Genomic DNA, 17,332 nt, shown 5'->3' on the forward strand with positions numbered 1-17,332 from the left:
CCTATGCGGCGGTGTGACGCGGGCCATCCCATTATTCGCGATCGTCTCCGCCCCGCCCGCCGTCCACCTCCATGATCGCCCGATTTGCCCGGCACTTGTGCGTATCTTGCGGGCGCATTCGCCCGGTTGCCCGGCAAGTCGAGCGATCATGGGCGGGGCGGGCGGGGGTCAGGCGACGTGGGTGCCCCAGCCGCCGGCGGAGTCGACGATCTGGCCGGTGATCCATTCGGCTTCCGGGGAGCACAGCCAGCTGACGAGCTTGGCGGTGTCGACGGGGGTGCCCCAGCGCTTGGTGGGGAAGCGGTCGCGGACCCAGGCGTGGGTCTCGGGGTCCGCCCAGCCGGTGTCGTTGGGGCCGGGGTTGACCGCGTTGACGGTGATGCCGCGCCCGGCCAGCAGCACGGAGAAGTCGCGGGTCAGGTACTCGATCGCGGCCTTGCTCGCCGCGTACGCCAGCTCACCGGTCATCGGGCCGAGCCGCTGGCCGGAGGTGAACAGCACGATCCGGCCCGGCCGGGCGTCGTCGTGCGCGGCGGCGTACGCCTGCACCAGCAGCATGTTGGCCCGCACGTTGACGGTGAGGTGCCGGTCGATCTCGGCGGCGGCCAGCTCGCCGAGCGGCGTCGACGTCGAATAGGTGTGGCAGGAGACCAGCGTGTCCACTCCGCCGAACCGCTCCACCGCGGCTGCGATCAGCGCCTCCGGCCCGCCGGGCGCGGTCAGGTCGAACGGCTGCCAGTGCACGTCGTCGCCGAGTTCGGCGGCGAGGCCGGCCGGGTCACCGCCCGCCAGTCCCTGCTCGGCGTCGTACGCCGGGTGGCCGGTGATCATGACGCGGTAGCCGTCGGCGACCAGTCGCCGGGCCACCGCCGCACCGATGTTGGCAGCCCGCCCGACACCGGTCACGAGTGCGACCGGCCGGTGCGCAAGATCATTACTCATCGGGCAGACGATAATGAGAATGCGGAAACCGGTGCAAGTGACAAAAATCCATAAGGGCGTTATGTAGATCGAATCTACGTAGCTGCCGTCTACATTCCGCGCCGGCCACCGCGGCGGCGGAGGTTTCAGCAGGTGGGAGTGTACGGCAGCGTTTCGGCAGTTTCCGGCAGCGGGTGCGCGGCGGTCCGGCAGCGCGATGCCGCACGATCGTCCTCGTATCCCGCCCCGACCGGTCGCCACCTGCGCAGACGGGTCGCGGGCGAAATCTCCCATGCCAGAAAGAGGAATCCCCATGCGTCGTGTGCTCGCGGCCGTCTTCCTGAGCGGTGCGCTGCTCGCCACCGCCGCCTGCGGCACCGAGGCGGAGCCGGAGGCCGCGGCCCCCGACTACTCGGCCAACACCAAGACCGTCTGCACCTCGCTGGAGGAGGTGCTCTCCGGCAAGACGCTGGAGAAGGAGACCACCGACGCGCTGGCCACGGCGCTCAAGGACAAGAAGACCGAGGCCGACATCGAGAAGGCCACGATCGCCGTCATGAAGACCATCTTCACCAACTGGGCGGCCGGTATCGAGACCGAGGCGGCCAAGGCCGAGGACCCGCAGTTCAAGGCCGACATCAAGGGCTTCTCCGACGCGCTCAGGGCCGAGGTCGAGAAGATCAAGGCAGTGGACGACGCCGACAAGATCATGGACGGCGCCACCGTCACCGCCGCCGGCGAGAAGCTCGACAAGTACTGCGCCTGATCGCCCGTCCCGCGACCGCGCCCGTCCCCACCTGGACGGGCGCGGTTTCGGGTATGCCGCACCCGGCCCGGTCCCACCCGGCCCCGGCCGCCGCGCGTCGGGGCCGTAAACCAGTCGTGGGTCAGGAGTAGGCTCGACGACGAAACCCCGTACCTGCCTGGTTGCGGGGCTTTCGCCGTGGCGTGCCCATGGCCCGTGCGCACCGGGCGGGAAGGCGCTCACCCGTGAACCTCACCGGACTCCTCCAAGCGGCTTCGGCCGATCCCGCGCTGGCCAGGGCCACCGAGCTGGCCCGCACCGAACCCCAGCTCGACCTGACCGCCCCCGCGTCGGCCCGCCCATTCCTGGTGGCCAGCGCGGCCCGGCAGCGGCCGGTGCTCGTGGTGACCGCGACCAGCCGCGAGGCCGAGGACCTGACCGAGGCGCTCGGCGAGTTCCTCGACCCGGCCACCGTGGCGGTGTACCCGGCCTGGGAGACGCTGCCGCACGAGCGGCTGTCGCCGCGCTCGGACACCGTCGGGCGGCGGCTGGCCGTGCTGCGCCAGCTGGCCCACCCCGAAGGCCGCCCGCTGCGGGTGGTCGTCGCGCCGGTGCGCAGCATGCTGCAACCCCAGCTCAAGGGCCTCGGCGACCTGGAACCGATCGACCTGCGCCAGGGCACGGTCGCGCCGCTGGACGAGCTGACACACACGCTGCACGATCTCGCGTACGCCCGGGTGGATCTCGTCACCAAGCGCGGCGAGTTCGCGGTGCGCGGCGGCATCCTCGACATCTTCCCGCCCACCGACGAGCACCCGTCCCGGGTCGAGTTCTGGGGCGACGAGGTGGAGGACATCCGCACCTTCGCCGTGGCCGACCAGCGCACCATCGCCAAGGTCGACCGGCTGTGGGCCCCACCCTGCCGCGAGCTGCTGCTCACCCCGGACGTGCGGGAGCGGGCAGCCCAGCTCGCCGCCGAGCACCCGGGCCTGGAGGAGATGCTGACCAAGCTCGCCGAGGGCATCCCGGTCGAGGGCATGGAGTCGCTGTCCCCGGCGCTGCACCAGGGCCGCGACTCGATGCAGCTGCTGCTGGACTGCGTGCCCGGCGACTCGCTGGTGCTGCTGGCCGACCCCGAGCGCATCCGCACCCGCGCCCACGACCTGTTCCGCACCTCGGAGGAGTTCCTGGAGGCCAGCTGGGCGGCCGCAGCCGAGGTGGCCGGGGTCAAAGCTCCGATCGACCTCGGCGCCGCGACCTTCAAGACCCTGGCCGAGGTGCGCCAGCACGGCGCACAGCTGGGTCTGCCCTGGTGGACGGTGTCCCCCTTCGGGCTGGTGGCGACCGAGAAGGCAGCCGACGAGCCGTGGCTGGACACGCCCGAGGTGCACGTCGCGCCGGACACCGGAGCGGTGCTGACCTGGTCGGCGACCCAGCCGCCGGCGTACCACGGGGACACCGCGAAGGTGATCGCCGACGTGAAGGGCTGGCTGGCCGACGGCTGGCGGGTGGCACTGATCTTCGAGGGCCACGGCCCCGCGCAGCGTTCGGTCGAGGTGCTGCGCGACGCCGGGGTGGGGGCGGTGCTCGCCGACGAGATCGCCGACCTGCCCGACCCCGGCCAGGTCGTGGTGAGCTGCGGCCGGCTGCGGCTGGGCCTGGTCGACGAGGCCGCGAAGCTCGCCGTGCTGACCGGAGCGGAGATCTCCGGGGGGCGCGGCACGGCCAATCGCGAGCTGGGGCGCATGCCGTCCCGGCGGCGCAACACCATCGACCCGCTGGAACTGCGGGCCGGCGACTTCGTGGTGCACGAGGCGCACGGCATCGGCAAGTACGTCGAGCTGGTCCAGCGGAAGGTCAACGGCGCGGACCGGGAGTACCTGGTCATCGAGTACGCCGCCAGCAAGCGCGGCCAGCCCGGCGACCGGCTGTTCGTGCCCACCGACGCCCTCGACCAGCTCTCCCGCTACGTCGGCGGCGAGCAGCCGACCCTGCACAAGATGGGCGGCGCGGACTGGCAGAAGGCCAAGGCGCGCGCCCGCAAGGCGGTCCGCGAGATCGCGGCCCAGCTGATCCAGCTGTACGCCGCCCGGCAGGCCGCGCCCGGCCACGCCTTCGGCCCGGACACCCCCTGGCAGCGCGAGCTGGAGGACGCCTTCCCCTACCAGGAGACGCCCGACCAGCTGTCCGCGATCGAGGAGGTCAAGTACGACATGGAGAAGCCGGTCCCGATGGACCGGCTGATCGCGGGCGACGTCGGCTACGGCAAAACCGAGATCGCGGTACGGGCTGCGTTCAAGGCGGTGCAGGACGGCAAGCAGGTCGCCGTGCTGGTGCCGACGACGCTGCTGGCCCAGCAGCACTACAACACGTTCTCCGAGCGGATGGCGCAGTTCCCGGTGGTGCTGCGGCAGCTGTCGCGGTTCGCGACCCCGAAGGAGGCCGAGGAGACGCTGAACATGGCCGCCGAGGGCCGCGCCGACATCGTCATCGGCACCCACCGGCTGATCCAGAAGAGCACCCGGTTCAACAAGCTCGGCCTGGTCATCGTCGACGAGGAGCAGCGTTTCGGCGTCGAGCACAAGGAGCGCCTCAAGGAGATGCGCACCAACGTCGACATGCTGACCATGTCCGCGACGCCGATCCCGCGCACCCTGGAGATGTCGATCACCGGCATCCGGGAGATGTCCCAGATCACCACCCCGCCGGAGGAGCGCCACCCGGTGCTCACCTACGTCGGGGCGTACGACGACAAGCAGGTCGCCGCCGCCATCCACCGCGAGCTGCTGCGCGACGGCCAGGTGTTCTACCTGCACAACCGGGTCGAGACGATCGACAAGGCGGTGCGCCGCATCCGGGAGCTGGTGCCCGAGGCGCGGGTCGTGGCCGCGCACGGGCAGATGGGCGAGGACGCGCTGGAGAAGGTGATGGTCGGCTTCTGGGAGAAGGAGTACGACGTCCTCGTCGCCACCACCATCATCGAGTCCGGCATCGACATCCCGAACGCGAACACGCTCATCCTGGAGCGGGCCGACCTGCTCGGCCTGGCCCAGCTGCACCAGATCCGGGGCCGGGTCGGCCGTGGCCGCGAGCGCGCGTACGCCTACTTCCTCTACCCGCCGGAGAAGCCGCTCACCGAGCACGCCCACGAGCGCCTGGCCACCATCGCCCAGCACACCGAACTCGGCGCGGGCATGTACGTGGCGATGAAGGACCTGGAGATCCGCGGCGCGGGCAACCTGCTCGGCGGCGAGCAGTCCGGGCACATCGAGGGCGTCGGCTTCGACCTGTACGTGCGCATGGTCGGCGAGGCGGTGGCGCAGTTCAAGGGCGGCGGCACGGCCCAGGAGGAGGCGCCCGAAGTCAAGATCGATCTGCCGATCGACGCGCACCTGCCGCACGATTACATCGACGCCGAGCGGCTGCGCCTGGAGATCTACCGCAAGCTCGCCTCGGCCCGCGACGAGGTCGCGCTGCAGGAGGTCGTCGCCGAGCTGACCGACCGGTACGGCGAGCCGCCGGCCCCGGTGGCCAACCTGGTCGCGGTCGCCAAGCTGCGGATGACCGCCCGGTCGTACGGCCTGACCGAGATCTCGCTGCAGGGCAAGCACGTGCGATTCGGCCCGCTGGAACTGGCCGACTCCAAGCAGCTGCGGCTCAAGCGCTACCACCCCGACTCGGTCTACAAGACGGCGAACTCGCAGGTCAGCGTACCGACGCCGATGACCCGCCGGGTCGGCGGCGAGCCCCTGCGCGACCAGGCGCTGCTGGACTGGTGCGCCCAGCTGCTCAAGGACGTGCTGGGCTGATGCGCGAGCTGTGCAGGGGGCTGAGGGTGGCCGACGGCGTCGAGGAGCGGAGCGAGGAGAAGCCGTGAGCGTGCGGTGGACCGTCGTGGACACGCCGATCGGGCCGCTGAGCTGCGCGATCGACGACATCGGGCTGTGCGCGCTGCAGTTCGGCGCGCTGGAGGTCGTGCCGGAGGTCGATCCGCTGCTCGACGACATCGCCGGGCAGCTGCGCGCCTACTTCGCGGGCGAGCTGGTGGAGTTCACGCTGCCCGTGTCGGTCCGCCGCGGCAGTGACTTCGAGCGGGCCGTCTGGGCCGAACTGTCCCGCATCCCGTACGGGGAGACCCACACGTACGGCGAGGTGGCGCGGGCGGTCGGGGAGCCGGACGCGGCCCGCGCCGTCGGCGTGGCCTGCAACCGCAACCCGGTCGCGGTCGTCGTCCCCTGCCACCGCGTGGTCGGCGCGGGGGGCAAGCTCGTCGGCTTCGGCGGTGGCCTGCCCCGCAAACGCCAGCTCCTCGAACTCGAAGCCCGCGTCCGCATGGAACACGACTGGCTCGCCTGACCCGCCCCCGGCCCGTTGTTGTGGGCCGCAACTCTTAAAGACTTGCGGCCTCCCGGATCAGGGAGGCCGCAAGTCTTCAAGAGTTGCCCAAGCTGGGGTCAGGCGCGGTTGCGGTTGGTGACGGTGGCGATGGCGGCCCAGCCGAGGGCGAGGACGGCGAAGCCGTAGCCGAAGGCCGGGTAGTCGATCGGCGGGGCGCCGATGGAGAAGTCCTGCAGCCAGGTCGCGCCGGCGGTGGCCGCGGTGGCGACCGCCGCGCCGAAGACGGCGGCGACCACGGCCAGGCCGAGCCCGGCCGAGCCATTCGTGACGGCGACCCGATCCGGGCCGGCCTGCTGCGGGATCAGCGCCTTCGCGCCGCGGGACACCGCGAACGCGAGGAAGACCACGTCGATCGCGATCGCGCCGGCCAGCAGCAGCAGCGGCGGGATGGACTTGGGGAAGCCGGCGCCGGCCAGCAGACCCCAGACGACCAGGCGGTATGCCAGGTAACTCGCCGCGATCGCGGTGGCGGTGAAGCGGGCGCCGACGAAGGCGCGGGCGGCGACCAGGGTGAGCAGCGCCGCGCCGGTGATCCAGGCCGGGTAGACCCAGGCGTCGACCGGCAGCGCGAAGCCCTGCACCGCGATGTCGTCGACGGGCCGGCGGATCTGGTCCGCGGCGAACTTGAGCAGGATCGGCTCGGCGGTCGGGGCGCCGGCCCGCCACGACTCCAGCGAGAGCACGCCGTACTCCTGGTGCTGGCTGGGGAACAGGACGTTCTCCAGGAAGAAGCCCCAGATGAAGGCGCTGACGACGGTGCGGGTCCGGCTCGGCGGGGTGGAGATCCAGTAGCCGCGGGCGACGCCGAGCAGCATGAACGCGGTGCCGATGTACAGCAGGGCGTGGCTGGCGCTCCACGCCGTGATGTCCAGCCCGTTGATCTTGTGGTTCAGGATGTCGATCGGGATGGCGACGAGGAACGTCGCCGTGCCGCCCACCATCAGGCGCTTCGCGAGTTTGTCCACGCCCACGTGGTGGTATGCCTGGAACAGCACCAGGCCCACCACGATCACCGTGCCCGCGGTGTTCAGCAGGTGCGGCGGGGCCAGGTCGTCGCGCAGCCACTTGAAGTGCCACGACATGTCCCAGGTCGAGCCCAGCATCTTGAGTGCGAAGGCGACCAGCCAGAGCCGGTAGACGGCGGCGACCACCGCGGGGCCCTGAGCTGCGTCGGGCCCACTGCGGGCCAGGCCCACCCAGCCCGAGGTGGTACGAGGAAGCGTCTGCGTCGTCACGGGCGGAATTCTGCCGTGTCGGAGGGGGTCTACGCGTCCTTCGAACACCTGAATCCACCCTGAGATCTCCCGGAGTCGCCGTTCGTGAGAGAGTGGCGGCGTAAGCGCCTGTCACTGGAGGATTCCGTGCGCCGTCTGACCGCCGCGGCCGGCATCGCCGTCGCCATGCTGGCCCTGACCGCCTGCCGGTCGAATCCGAGCGTCGCCGCGTATGTGGGGGACACCACGTTCACCGAGGACCGGGTGACGCAGCTCATCGACCAGGTCAAGGCGATGCCCAACATCGACCCCGAGGCCGTGCCGGACCGCTACCAGGTCGTGCAGCTGCTGGTGCTCGACGCGGTCTGCAAGCGCGCCGCGGCCGACCTGAAGGCGACCCTGCCGCCCGTGCAGACGCAGCCGGGGCAGCCCGAGCTGGCGGGCCTGCAGCAGAGCCTGCAGAACTGCCGCGAGAACCTCCCGGCCAAGGCCGTGCAGCCGACCCCCGAGGAGCTGCGCGAGGTGTACGACAACGGCGTGGCGGTCGGCGCGATCAACGCCGCCGACCCGGCGAACAGCTTCGACAAGGTCGCCCCGCAGCTGGCCCAGAGCGGCGAGCTGGGCGACGCGCTGGCCAAGCGCAAGGTGCTGGCCGAGGCCGCGAAGGCGGAGGACGTCTCGGTCAACCCGCGTTACCGTCCGATGAACTTCGGCGTGCTGAACTTCAACCAGGGACCGGCGCTCAGCCTCGGCCTCGGCCAGCCGGCCGACGCGGTCCAGGATGCCCAGTCCCCGGCGGACACGGCGGCCACGCCCCAGCCCCAGCAGTGACCTCGTCGGCGACCCGCCGGATCATCCTGCTCGTCACGTCGCCGCGGATGCCCGCGGGGCTGCTCACGGCAGCCGCGTGGGACGTGGTGCGGGCGTTTCCCGTGCTGGCCGGGGCGGACGGCGAGCAGATCCTCGCCCTGCGCACCGCGGGCGCGGCGGTCACCGTCGTGCCGGACGCGACCGCGGCGACCCTGCTCGACGCGGCGCAGCCGGTGGCCGTGTGGCTGGCCGGGCCGGGCGGCGACGAGTTCCTCGCCCGCGAACTCGGCCTGCGGCTGGCCCGTGAACCCGGGCTGGCCGAGCTGGAACTGATGTACGGCTCCTGGGACCCGCCCGGCGCGCGCCTGCTCGACGCGGTGGCGGTCACCGACCGGCTGCAGAGCAGCGACCCGTGGCGGCGAGAGCAGACCCACCGCACCCTGGCGAAGTACCTGCTGGAGGAGGCGTACGAGGCGTACGACGCGATCGTCGCCGGCGACCACGCGGCGGTGCGCGACGAGATGGGCGACGTGCTGCTGCAGGTGCTGTTCCACGCCCAGCTGGCCCAGGAGCTGCCCGAGGGCGAGCGCTGGAACGTCGACGACGTGGCCGGGGACTTCGTGGCCAAGATGATCCGCCGCAACCCGCACGTCTTCGCGGACACCCCGGCCGAGGACATCGACGAGATCATCGCCACCTGGGAGCGGGTCAAGGCCGAGGAGAAGGGCGGCCCGCGCTCGCCGCTGGACGGGGTGACCTGGTCGCTGCCCTCGCTGACGCTCGCCGCCAAGCTGCTCACCCGCGCCCGCCGGCACGGCCTGCCCGAGCCGGCGCCGTCCGACACTCTCGGCGGCCGCCTGCTGGCCCTGGTCGCCGCGGCCGGCGAGGACGCCGACGCCGAAGCCGCCCTCCGCGAGGAACTGCGCCGCTACGCCGACGCCGTCGCCGACAAGCCCTGACCGCCGCCCGCGCGCCGGGGCGTCGTGATCGTCCGACTTGCCCGGCAAGTGGGCGAAAGGGCGGTCAAGATACGCACAGGTGCCCGGCAAGTCGAACGATCACCGGGGCGCCGGGTACGTTGAGCCGATGACGCTGGAGTTCGCACCGCTGGCGGAGCACATCGCCGACGCCCTGCTGGAGTCGTCACCGGAGCTGGCCGCCGAGGCCGGTGACCACCGCTTCGACGGCCGCCTGCCGGATCTGTCGCCCGACGGCACCATGGCCGACGTCGCCATGCTGCGCGACGCGGCCGACGCGCTGTCGCAGGTGGACGCGGGCCTGCTGGACGACGAGGAGCGGGTCGACCACGCCATCCTCAGCTCGCTGGTGGACCGGCAGCTGTTCGAGCTGACCGAGGTGCGCTCGCATCAGTGGAATCCGCTGCGCCACAACCCGGGCGCGCTGCTGCACGCGCTGATGGCCCGCCCGTTCGCGCCGGTGGAGGAGCGCCTGCACTCGCTCGCGGGCCGGCTGCTCCAGGTGCCCGACGCGCTGGCCACGGCCCGTACGGTGCTGCGCGATGCGCCCCGCATCCACCTGGAGACCGCGGCCGGGCAGTTCGCCGGCACCGCCGCCCTGGTGCGCGAGGAGCTGCCGCGGCTGCTGCTGCAGGAGCCGGGCCTGGCCGAGCAGATGCAGCTGGTCGCGGCGGAGGCGGTGCTGGCGCTGGACGACTTCGCCGCCTGGTGCGGCACGCAGGCCGAGCGGGGCGAGGGCCGCGACCCGCGGCTGGGCCGCCGCCTGTGGGAGGCCAAGCTGTGGCACACGCTGGACACCGAGCTGGGCGCCGCCGAGGTGCTCAAGCGGGCGCAGGAGAACGTGGAGCGGGTCACCGCGGAGCTGCGCGAGGTCGCCGTCGAGCTGGTCGGCGGCAAGGCCGACGACGAGACGGTGCGCCGGGCGCTGGACCTGATCGCCGCCGAGCACCCGGACAACACCTCGATCGTCGGGCTGGCCTACCACGCGGTCGAGGAGACCACCGCTTTCGCACGCGAGCACGACCTGATCTCCCTCATCGACGATCCGCTGGTCATCGAGGAGATGCCGGAGTTCTCGCGAGGCATGGCGGTGGCCTACTGCGACCCGCCGGGCGCGCTGGAGACCGCGGTGGTGCCCACGTTCTACTGCATCGCACCGACCCCGGCGGGCTGGCCGGCGCAGCGGGTGGAGTCGTTCTACCGGGAGTACAACGACCACGCGATCCGCAATCTCACCGTGCACGAGGCCATGCCTGGGCACTTCCTGCAGCTGGCGCACGCCCGCCGCTACCGGGGCAGCACCCGGGTGCGGGCGTTGGGCCACTCGGGCACGTTCGTCGAGGGCTGGGCCGTCTACGCCGAGCAGGCGATGGTCGAGCGCGGGTACGGCGGCCTGCCGGTGCGTGCCACCCAGCTGAAGATGCAGCTGCGGACGAGCATCAACGCGATCCTCGACCAGCTCGTGCACTGCGAGGACCTGAGCGAGGCGGACGGCATGGCGCTCATGCTGGACCGCGGTTTCCAGGAGGAGGGCGAGGCGGCCGGCAAGTGGCGGCGCGCGCTGCTGTCCTCGGCGCAGCTGTCGACGTACTTCGTGGGCTGGGCGGAGGTGGCCGAGATCGCGCGGCTGCGCCCGGCCGGCGTCACCCCCCGTGAATGGCACGATCGCATGCTGTCGTACGGCTCGCCCGCCCCCCGCCACCTGCGCACACTGCTCGGCCTGTGAGGGTTTGCGCGGCACAGGTGGGATGGGGGAGGCTGTCGCCCATGCGAAATACGGCTCGTCCCGGCACCCCGCGTGCCCCGCGACCTTCCGTATTCCGGCGTGCCGTCCTCGCACCCCTGCTGGGCGCGCTGCTCGTGCTCACCGGCTGCCAGGCCATCACCGACGACGGTGTCGCGCCCGACCGCGCCCGGCTGCTCGGCGACATGGCCGCGCAGCTGCAGCGCGCCTCGCAGCACCCGTACCACGCGCGGTACCTGCTGACCGGAGGCACGCAGGGCGAGATCTCGCAGCAGACCTCGCCGGCCCGGGCGCTGTACGCCTACCCGGGCGGCCGGCTCCTGGTCGACCCGGACGGGCAGACCTCCTGCGTGACCGCGGTGCGCCCGGCGCGCTGCCAGATCCGCCCGCTGCCCGGCCCCGGCCCGGCCGCGCTCACCGGCTACAGCGAGGTGACCCGGCACGGTCTGGTCACCGCGCCGATCGTCGCCGACCTGCTGCGGGCAGCCCAGCTGCAGTCACAGGCCGACGTGGAGGCGCACGACGTCACCCTGGCCGGCCAGCAGGCCACCTGCCTGGACGTGTCCGGCCTGACCGACGCCGAGGCGAGCGGGTTCACCGTCTGCGTCACCGCCGGCGGTGTGCTGGCCAGCTTCGCGGGCGTGGTCGGCGGGGTGGTGGTCGACCAGGCGCTGACCCGGCTCTCCGCGTCGCCCGCGGCGGAGGTCTTCGAACTGCCCGAGGGAGCGCGGGTGGTGGACCACCGGCCGAAGACCCCGGCGCCGTGACGGGTCGATAGGCTGCCCTGGTACGCACCGGCCGCTCCGGCCAGGGGATGTCATTGCCGACGACCACGCCAGTGAGCGCACACGAACGAGGGAGCACACGTGGCCACCATTGAAGGCTTCGTAGCCCGGGAGATCCTCGACTCCCGCGGTAATCCGACCGTCGAGGTCGAGGTCGGTCTCGACGACGGCACCATCGCCCGCGCCGCGGTGCCCTCCGGCGCCTCCACCGGCGCCTACGAGGCACTGGAGCTGCGTGACGGCGACAAGAGCCGTTACCTGGGCAAGGGCGTCGAGAAGGCCGTCGCCAACATCGAAGACCAGATCATCGACCAGCTCATCGGGTACGAGGCCAGCGAGCAGCGCCTCATCGACCAGAAGATGCTGGAGCTGGACGGCACCCCGGACAAGTCCGTGCTGGGCGCCAACGCGATCCTGGGCGTCTCGCTCGCGATCGCGAAGGCGGCCGCCAAGAGCGCGGAGCTGAGCCTGTTCCGCTACCTCGGCGGCCCGAACGCGCACCTGCTGCCGGTGCCGATGATGAACATCATGAACGGTGGAGCCCACGCGGACTCCAACGTGGACATTCAGGAGTTCATGATCGCGCCGATCGGCGCGCCGAACTTCCGCGAGGCGCTGCGCTCCGGCGCCGAGGTTTACCACGCGCTCAAGAGCGTGCTGAAGAAGAAGGGCCTGTCCACCGGGCTGGGCGACGAGGGCGGCTTCGCGCCGAGCCTGCCGACCAACGCCGCGGCGCTGGACCTGATCGCGGAGGCCGTGCAGGCCGCCGGCTACACCCTGGGCAGCGACATCGTGCTGGCGCTGGACGTGGCCGCGACCGAGTTCTTCGACAACGACGTGTACACCTTCGAGGGTGTCGCGAAGTCGCGCGAGGAGATGATCGCGTACTACGCCAAGCTGGTCGAGTCGTACCCGATCGTGTCGATCGAGGACCCGCTGGCCGAGGACGACTGGGCCGGCTGGAGCGCGATGACCGCCCAGCTCGGCGGCAAGATCCAGATCGTCGGTGACGACCTGTTCGTCACCAACCCGACCCGCATCGCCCGCGGCATCGCCGAGAGCGCGGCCAACGCGGTGCTGGTCAAGGTGAACCAGATCGGTTCGCTGACGGAGACCTTCGACGCCGTCGAGCTGGCCCACCGCAGCGGTTTCCGCACCATGATGAGCCACCGCTCGGGCGAGACCGAGGACACCACCATCGCCGACCTCGCCGTCGCGATGGGCTGTGGCCAGATCAAGACCGGCGCGCCGGCCCGTTCGGACCGTGTCGCCAAGTACAACCAGCTGCTGCGCATCGAGGAGGAGCTGGCCGACGCGGCCCGCTACGCCGGCGCGGCGGCCTTCCCGCGCTTCACCGCGGGAAAGTAAGAAACAGCCGGATATCAAGCAACAGCGCGGGTTCGTGACGGTGTCACGTCACAGGGCCTAGCATGTGATCGAAGCTCCTTTCATGCGACACGTACGGCGTGGAAGGGGCTTCGATCATCGCGCAGGGGGGAGGGGTGATGCAGCGGCGACAGCCTGGAGGGCAGGGGCCGGTGCGTCGCCCCCAGGGCGGTGTCCGGGGCAGCGCGCGCGGCACGGCCGCCGTCCGGACCCGGGAGGGCGAGCGCTCGCTGAGCCGCCCCGCCGCCGCCCGCCGCGCCGCCGCCGCCGGAGCCGCCAAGCGCACCAGCGCCCCGAACCCGCACGGCCTCACCGGCCGGGCCACCGCGCTGCTGGTGATCCTCGCGGCGCTGGCGCTGGGCTACGCCTACCCGGTGCGGGTCTACCTCACCCAGCTCGCCGAGATCGACGCGATGCGCCAGTCGCAGCTGGAGCAGGCCGAGCGCATCGCCGGGCTGGAGCGGCAGGCCGAGAAGTGGAAGGACGACGAGTACATCAAGGCTCAGGTCCGCCGCCGCTTCTTCTGGGTCTCGCCGGGACAGACCCCGCTGATCCCGATCTGGGACCCGGACGGGAAGACCGACCGGGACCAGACCCCGAAACCGCCGCCGCCCGCCGAGCCCGACAGCTGGTACGGCAAGCTCTGGACCCGTCTGGACCCGGAGCAGGAGCAGAAGAACTAGGAGCCCAGATGGATCGCGACCTCGTGCCCGCGCCGACGCGGCAGGAGGCCACCGAGTCCGATCTCGCCGCGGTCCGGGCCCAGCTCGGCCGGCCCACGCGCGGCACCCGGGCGGTGGCGCACCGCTGCCCGTGCGGCAAGCCCGACGTGGTGGAGACGGTGCCCCGGCTGCCCGACGGCACTCCCTTCCCGACGCTGTTCTACCTGACCTGCCCGCGGGCCACCGCGGAGTGCAGCCGGCTGGAGTCGGCCGGGCTGATGAAGGAGATGAACGAGCAGCTGCGCACCGACCCGGAGCTGCGCGCGGCGTACCTGAAGGCGCACGAGGACTACCTGACCCGCCGCGAGGCGATCGGGCACGTGCCGGAGATCGAGAACGTCTCCGCGGGCGGCATGCCCGACCGCGTGAAGTGCCTGCACGTGCACCTGGGCCACGCGCTGGCCGCGGGTCCCGGCGTCAACCCGTTCGGCGACGAGGTCGTCGCGCTGGTCGAGCCGTGGTGGACGGCGGGTTCCTGCGTTGAGTGAGCTGACCGTACGCAAGGCGCGCACCGCCGACGTGCGTGGCATCCGCCGGCTGATCGACACCTACAGCGGCGAGCGCCGCCTGCTGAGCAAGGCCACCGTCGCGATATACGAGGACGTGCCGGAGTTCCGGGTGGCCGTCGACGACGACGGCGCGGTCGCCGGCTGCGGTGCGCTGCACGTGCTGTGGGAGGACCTCGCCGAGATCCGCACCGTGGCCGTGGACGCGACCTGGCGCGGCCGCCGCGTCGGCCACCAGATCGTCGAAGCCCTCCTCGACGACGCCCGCGAGCTCGGGGTGCGCCGCGTCTTCGTGCTCACCTTCGAGACCCGCTTCTTCGCCTCCTTCGGCTTCACCGAGATCGACGGCGCCCCCGTCCCCCCACCCGTCTACGAGCAGCTGCTGCGCTCCTACGACGAGGGCGTGGCCGAATTCCTCGGCCTCGAACGCGTCAAACCCAACACTCTCGGCAACACCCGCATGCTCCTCCACCTCTGAAAGCCCCGAGCGAAGGAAGAGCGCCTTCCCATCGTTCTCCGTGGAGGAAGGGCGCCTTCTTGACGCCTGTAGGGTGGTGACGTGGGAGATGCCGTCGCCGCGATCGACTGTGGCACCAACTCGATCCGTCTGCTGATCACCGACGGCGGCCGGGACGTCGAGCGCCTGATGCGCATCGTGCGCCTGGGCGCGGGGGTGGACCGCACCGGCCGCCTCGACCCGGGCGCGATCGAGCGCACCCGCGTCGCGTTGGCGGAATACCGCACGCTCATCGAGTCGCACGGGGTGAGCCGCATCCGTATGGTCGCCACCAGCGCCACCCGCGACGCGGCCAACGCGGCGGACTTCCACGACATGGTGCACGCCACGCTGGGGCAGCCCGCCGAGGTCATCACCGGCACCGAGGAGGCGGCGCTGTCCTTCGGCGGCGCCGTGACCGGGCTGGACGGCAGCGGGCCCTATCTGGTGGTGGACATCGGTGGCGGCTCGACCGAGTTCGTCCGGGGCCGGCGCGCCGTGGACAGCGCGATCAGCATGGACATCGGCTGCGTACGCATGACCGAGCGCCACCTGCCCGCCGACCCGCCCACGGCCGAGCAGCTCGACGCGGCGACCCGCGACATCGACATGGCGGTCGCCGAGGCCCTGGCGCACGTAGGCACCGACCCGGCCACCCTGGTCGGGGTCGCGGGCACGGTCACCACGCTGGCCGGCATCGCGCTGGGCCTGGACCACTACGACCCCGCCCGGATCCACCACTCGGTGCTGCCCGCCGTGTCGGTCGAGCGGCTCGCCGCGGAGCTGTCCGCGATGGACCACGACACGCGGGCGGCGATCCCGGTGATGCACCCCGGCCGGGTGGACGTGATCATCGCCGGTGCGCTGATCCTGCGGGAGATCATGCGGCAGACCGGGTTCACCGAGATCGTCGTCTCCGAACACGACATCCTCGACGGCATCGCCGCCTCGATCCAGCACTGACCAGCACCTTCCACGCCACGTGGTAGTACGCTGCTTGTGGTACTACGCATCACACACTACTGTGCTGAGCGTGGATACCACCCAACTGCTCAAGGGGGTGCTCGACCTGGCCGTGCTCGCCGTGCTGCGCGACGACGACGGCTACGGGTACGACATCCTCCGCCGGCTGCGTACCGCCGGGCTGACCGAGATCGGCGACGCCTCGGTCTACGGCACCCTGCGCCGGCTGTTCGCGGCCGGCTATCTCACCACCTACGTGGTGCCCTCCGAGGAGGGCCCGCACCGCAAGTACTACGCGCTCAACCCGGCCGGCCGCACCCAGCTCAAACAGGGCGGCGACGTGTGGCGCGAGTTCGCCTCCACGATGAACACCCTGCTGAGGGAGCCCGCATGAGCGAGCACTGCGAGCGAATCATGAGTCTTCGAGATGCCGTCGACGAGCGCAGCGAGGAGAAGGCATGAACGTCGAGATCGCACAGTATGCGGCGCAGGTCGGCGCGGCCCTGTCCGACCTGCCGGAGCAGGCGCGCGACGACCTGCTCGAAGACCTGCCCGCGCACCTGGCCGAGGTGGCGGCGGAGATCGAGGCCGAGGGCGGCGGTGCGACGCTGGCCGAGCGGCTCGGGCCGCCCAGCGCGTACGCCGCAGAGCTGCGCGCCACGCTGGGCCACCCGGGACGGCCCGGTCGGGCGGGGGTCTGGGTGGGGCGGGCCGTCTCGCGCGCACAGGTGCGCTGGAACGGGCTCGACCGCCGGCTCGGCCCGGTCATCGGGTACGAGCGGCTCGGTGAGTTCCTGGCGCTGCTGCGCCCGGCCTGGTGGGTGGTGCGTGGCTGGCTGGTCGCGATGCTGGTGGCGCAGCTGTGGCGCGACGGCGACGGGCTCGGCCTGCTGCCGCGCTTCGAGGGCAGCACCGTGCTCGGCATGATGGTGCTGATCGCCTTCGTGGTCGGCTCGATCTGGCTCGGCAGGCGCACCGCGGCCGCCCCGCCGACCCGCCGCCGGGAACGGGTGGCGCTGCGCGCGGCGACGGCGGTGGTGGTGGTGTTCGGCCTGGGGCTGTGGGCCGCGGCCGACGACCGGCTGATGGGCCCGTTCTGGCAGGATCCCTCGGCGGCGTCCTGGGCGCCCGACCCGTATCAGCAGGTCAACGACGTCTTCGTGCTGGGCCCGGACGGGCAGATCATCGAGGGTGCGCGCCTGGTCGACCAGGACGGCAGCCCGGTCGTGCTGGGTTACTGCGCGCAGCGTTTCGGTTGGGAGGGTCCCGGCGGGGGCGGCCGGGGCTGGGAGTGGCGGGTCGTGTACCCGTCCTGTCCCGACCTCAGCGCGCCGCAGCTGCCCTGGGTCGCCGCCTCCCCGGGTCCGCTGCCGTGGCAGACGCCGACCGGACCGTCGCCGTCACCGTCGACATCGGGCTCACCGTCACCGGGCGTCGCGGCCGCGACCCCGTCGGCCACGCCCACGCCGAAGCCGAGTCCCGCGTCCTGACCGCAGGACGGCAGACGAACGGCCAGGGGTGGTCCGCACCGCGTGCCCCGCGCGGTCCGGATCGCCCCTGCGGCAGTGGCTCCGGCGAAGTTGCCACAACCGCATGGCGGCTCGGCGACGGGTCAGCGAACAGCGGGCGGCTCCGGCACAATGACCAGCCACCACCCCTCGATCG

Annotated in this window: 16 protein-coding genes; 14 read left to right on the forward strand and 2 right to left on the reverse strand. The window is 72.0% G+C overall.

Features of this window, described 5'->3' with window-relative positions:
• Positions 1-168 precede the first annotated feature (168 nt).
• Complete coding sequence (locus F6W97_RS31605) at positions 169-942, reverse strand: SDR family oxidoreductase (RefSeq protein ID WP_155374200.1); 774 nt, start codon at positions 940-942, stop codon at positions 169-171.
• Between the two features lie 292 nt (positions 943-1,234).
• Between F6W97_RS31605 and F6W97_RS31610 the strand changes: the two genes are divergently transcribed.
• From F6W97_RS31610 to F6W97_RS31620, 3 genes are all read left to right on the forward strand, one after another.
• Positions 1,235-1,687 carry a hypothetical protein gene (locus F6W97_RS31610; protein ID WP_155374201.1) on the forward strand — a complete coding sequence of 151 codons (453 nt, stop codon included), beginning with the start codon at positions 1,235-1,237 and terminating at the stop codon, positions 1,685-1,687.
• Positions 1,688-1,911: 224 nt separating this feature from the next.
• Positions 1,912-5,475, forward strand: coding sequence for a transcription-repair coupling factor (gene mfd / locus F6W97_RS31615; RefSeq protein WP_407924625.1), 3,564 nt, complete (start codon positions 1,912-1,914; stop codon positions 5,473-5,475).
• 70 nt (positions 5,476-5,545) lie between these two features.
• The gene (locus tag F6W97_RS31620; RefSeq protein WP_155374272.1) at positions 5,546-6,022 is read left to right on the forward strand and encodes a methylated-DNA--[protein]-cysteine S-methyltransferase; all 477 of its coding nucleotides are present in this window, start codon (positions 5,546-5,548) and stop codon (positions 6,020-6,022) included.
• 98 nt (positions 6,023-6,120) lie between these two features.
• Here F6W97_RS31620 and F6W97_RS31625 read toward each other — a convergent pair whose 3' ends face one another.
• A complete protein-coding gene (locus tag F6W97_RS31625) occupies positions 6,121-7,299 on the reverse strand; it encodes a hypothetical protein (RefSeq protein ID WP_155374203.1) in 1,179 nt (392 codons plus the stop codon).
• 126 nt (positions 7,300-7,425) lie between these two features.
• Between F6W97_RS31625 and F6W97_RS31630 the strand changes: the two genes are divergently transcribed.
• From F6W97_RS31630 to F6W97_RS31680, 11 genes are all read left to right on the forward strand, one after another.
• Positions 7,426-8,109 (forward strand): hypothetical protein, encoded by a 684-nt coding sequence (locus tag F6W97_RS31630; protein ID WP_155374204.1) that lies wholly within the window; start codon positions 7,426-7,428, stop codon positions 8,107-8,109.
• 47 nt (positions 8,110-8,156) lie between these two features.
• Positions 8,157-9,047: a nucleoside triphosphate pyrophosphohydrolase gene (locus F6W97_RS31635; protein WP_155374273.1), complete on the forward strand. Its 891-nt coding sequence runs from the start codon at positions 8,157-8,159 to the stop codon at positions 9,045-9,047.
• A gap of 127 nt (positions 9,048-9,174) precedes the next feature.
• Positions 9,175-10,791 (forward strand): DUF885 domain-containing protein, encoded by a 1,617-nt coding sequence (locus F6W97_RS31640; protein ID WP_155374205.1) that lies wholly within the window; start codon positions 9,175-9,177, stop codon positions 10,789-10,791.
• Between the two features lie 41 nt (positions 10,792-10,832).
• Positions 10,833-11,576 (forward strand): hypothetical protein, encoded by a 744-nt coding sequence (locus F6W97_RS31645; protein ID WP_155374206.1) that lies wholly within the window; start codon positions 10,833-10,835, stop codon positions 11,574-11,576.
• 99 nt (positions 11,577-11,675) lie between these two features.
• On the forward strand, positions 11,676-12,962 hold the full coding sequence (eno, locus tag F6W97_RS31650) for a phosphopyruvate hydratase (protein ID WP_155374207.1): 1,287 nt from the start codon (positions 11,676-11,678) through the stop codon (positions 12,960-12,962).
• Positions 12,963-13,099: 137 nt separating this feature from the next.
• The gene (locus F6W97_RS31655; protein ID WP_155374208.1) at positions 13,100-13,663 is read left to right on the forward strand and encodes an FtsB family cell division protein; all 564 of its coding nucleotides are present in this window, start codon (positions 13,100-13,102) and stop codon (positions 13,661-13,663) included.
• A gap of 8 nt (positions 13,664-13,671) precedes the next feature.
• Positions 13,672-14,190: a DUF501 domain-containing protein gene (locus tag F6W97_RS31660; protein ID WP_155374209.1), complete on the forward strand. Its 519-nt coding sequence runs from the start codon at positions 13,672-13,674 to the stop codon at positions 14,188-14,190.
• Complete coding sequence (locus F6W97_RS31665) at positions 14,183-14,686, forward strand: amino-acid N-acetyltransferase (protein ID WP_155374210.1); 504 nt, start codon at positions 14,183-14,185, stop codon at positions 14,684-14,686. Before F6W97_RS31660 ends, F6W97_RS31665 begins: the two co-directional genes overlap by 8 nt.
• 81 nt (positions 14,687-14,767) lie before the next feature.
• Positions 14,768-15,667 (forward strand): Ppx/GppA phosphatase family protein, encoded by a 900-nt coding sequence (locus tag F6W97_RS31670; RefSeq protein ID WP_230687136.1) that lies wholly within the window; start codon positions 14,768-14,770, stop codon positions 15,665-15,667.
• 70 nt (positions 15,668-15,737) lie between these two features.
• Entirely contained in the window at positions 15,738-16,061 is a 324-nt protein-coding gene (locus F6W97_RS31675; RefSeq protein WP_155374211.1) for a PadR family transcriptional regulator, read from the forward strand.
• 64 nt (positions 16,062-16,125) lie between these two features.
• Positions 16,126-17,157, forward strand: a complete 1,032-nt coding sequence (locus tag F6W97_RS31680) for an HAAS signaling domain-containing protein (RefSeq protein ID WP_155374212.1) — start codon at positions 16,126-16,128, stop codon at positions 17,155-17,157.
• Positions 17,158-17,332 lie beyond the last annotated feature (175 nt).

Origin of the sequence: Catellatospora vulcania (assembly GCF_009720385.1) — a bacterium.
GTDB classification, from domain to species: domain Bacteria; phylum Actinomycetota; class Actinomycetes; order Mycobacteriales; family Micromonosporaceae; genus Catellatospora; species Catellatospora vulcania.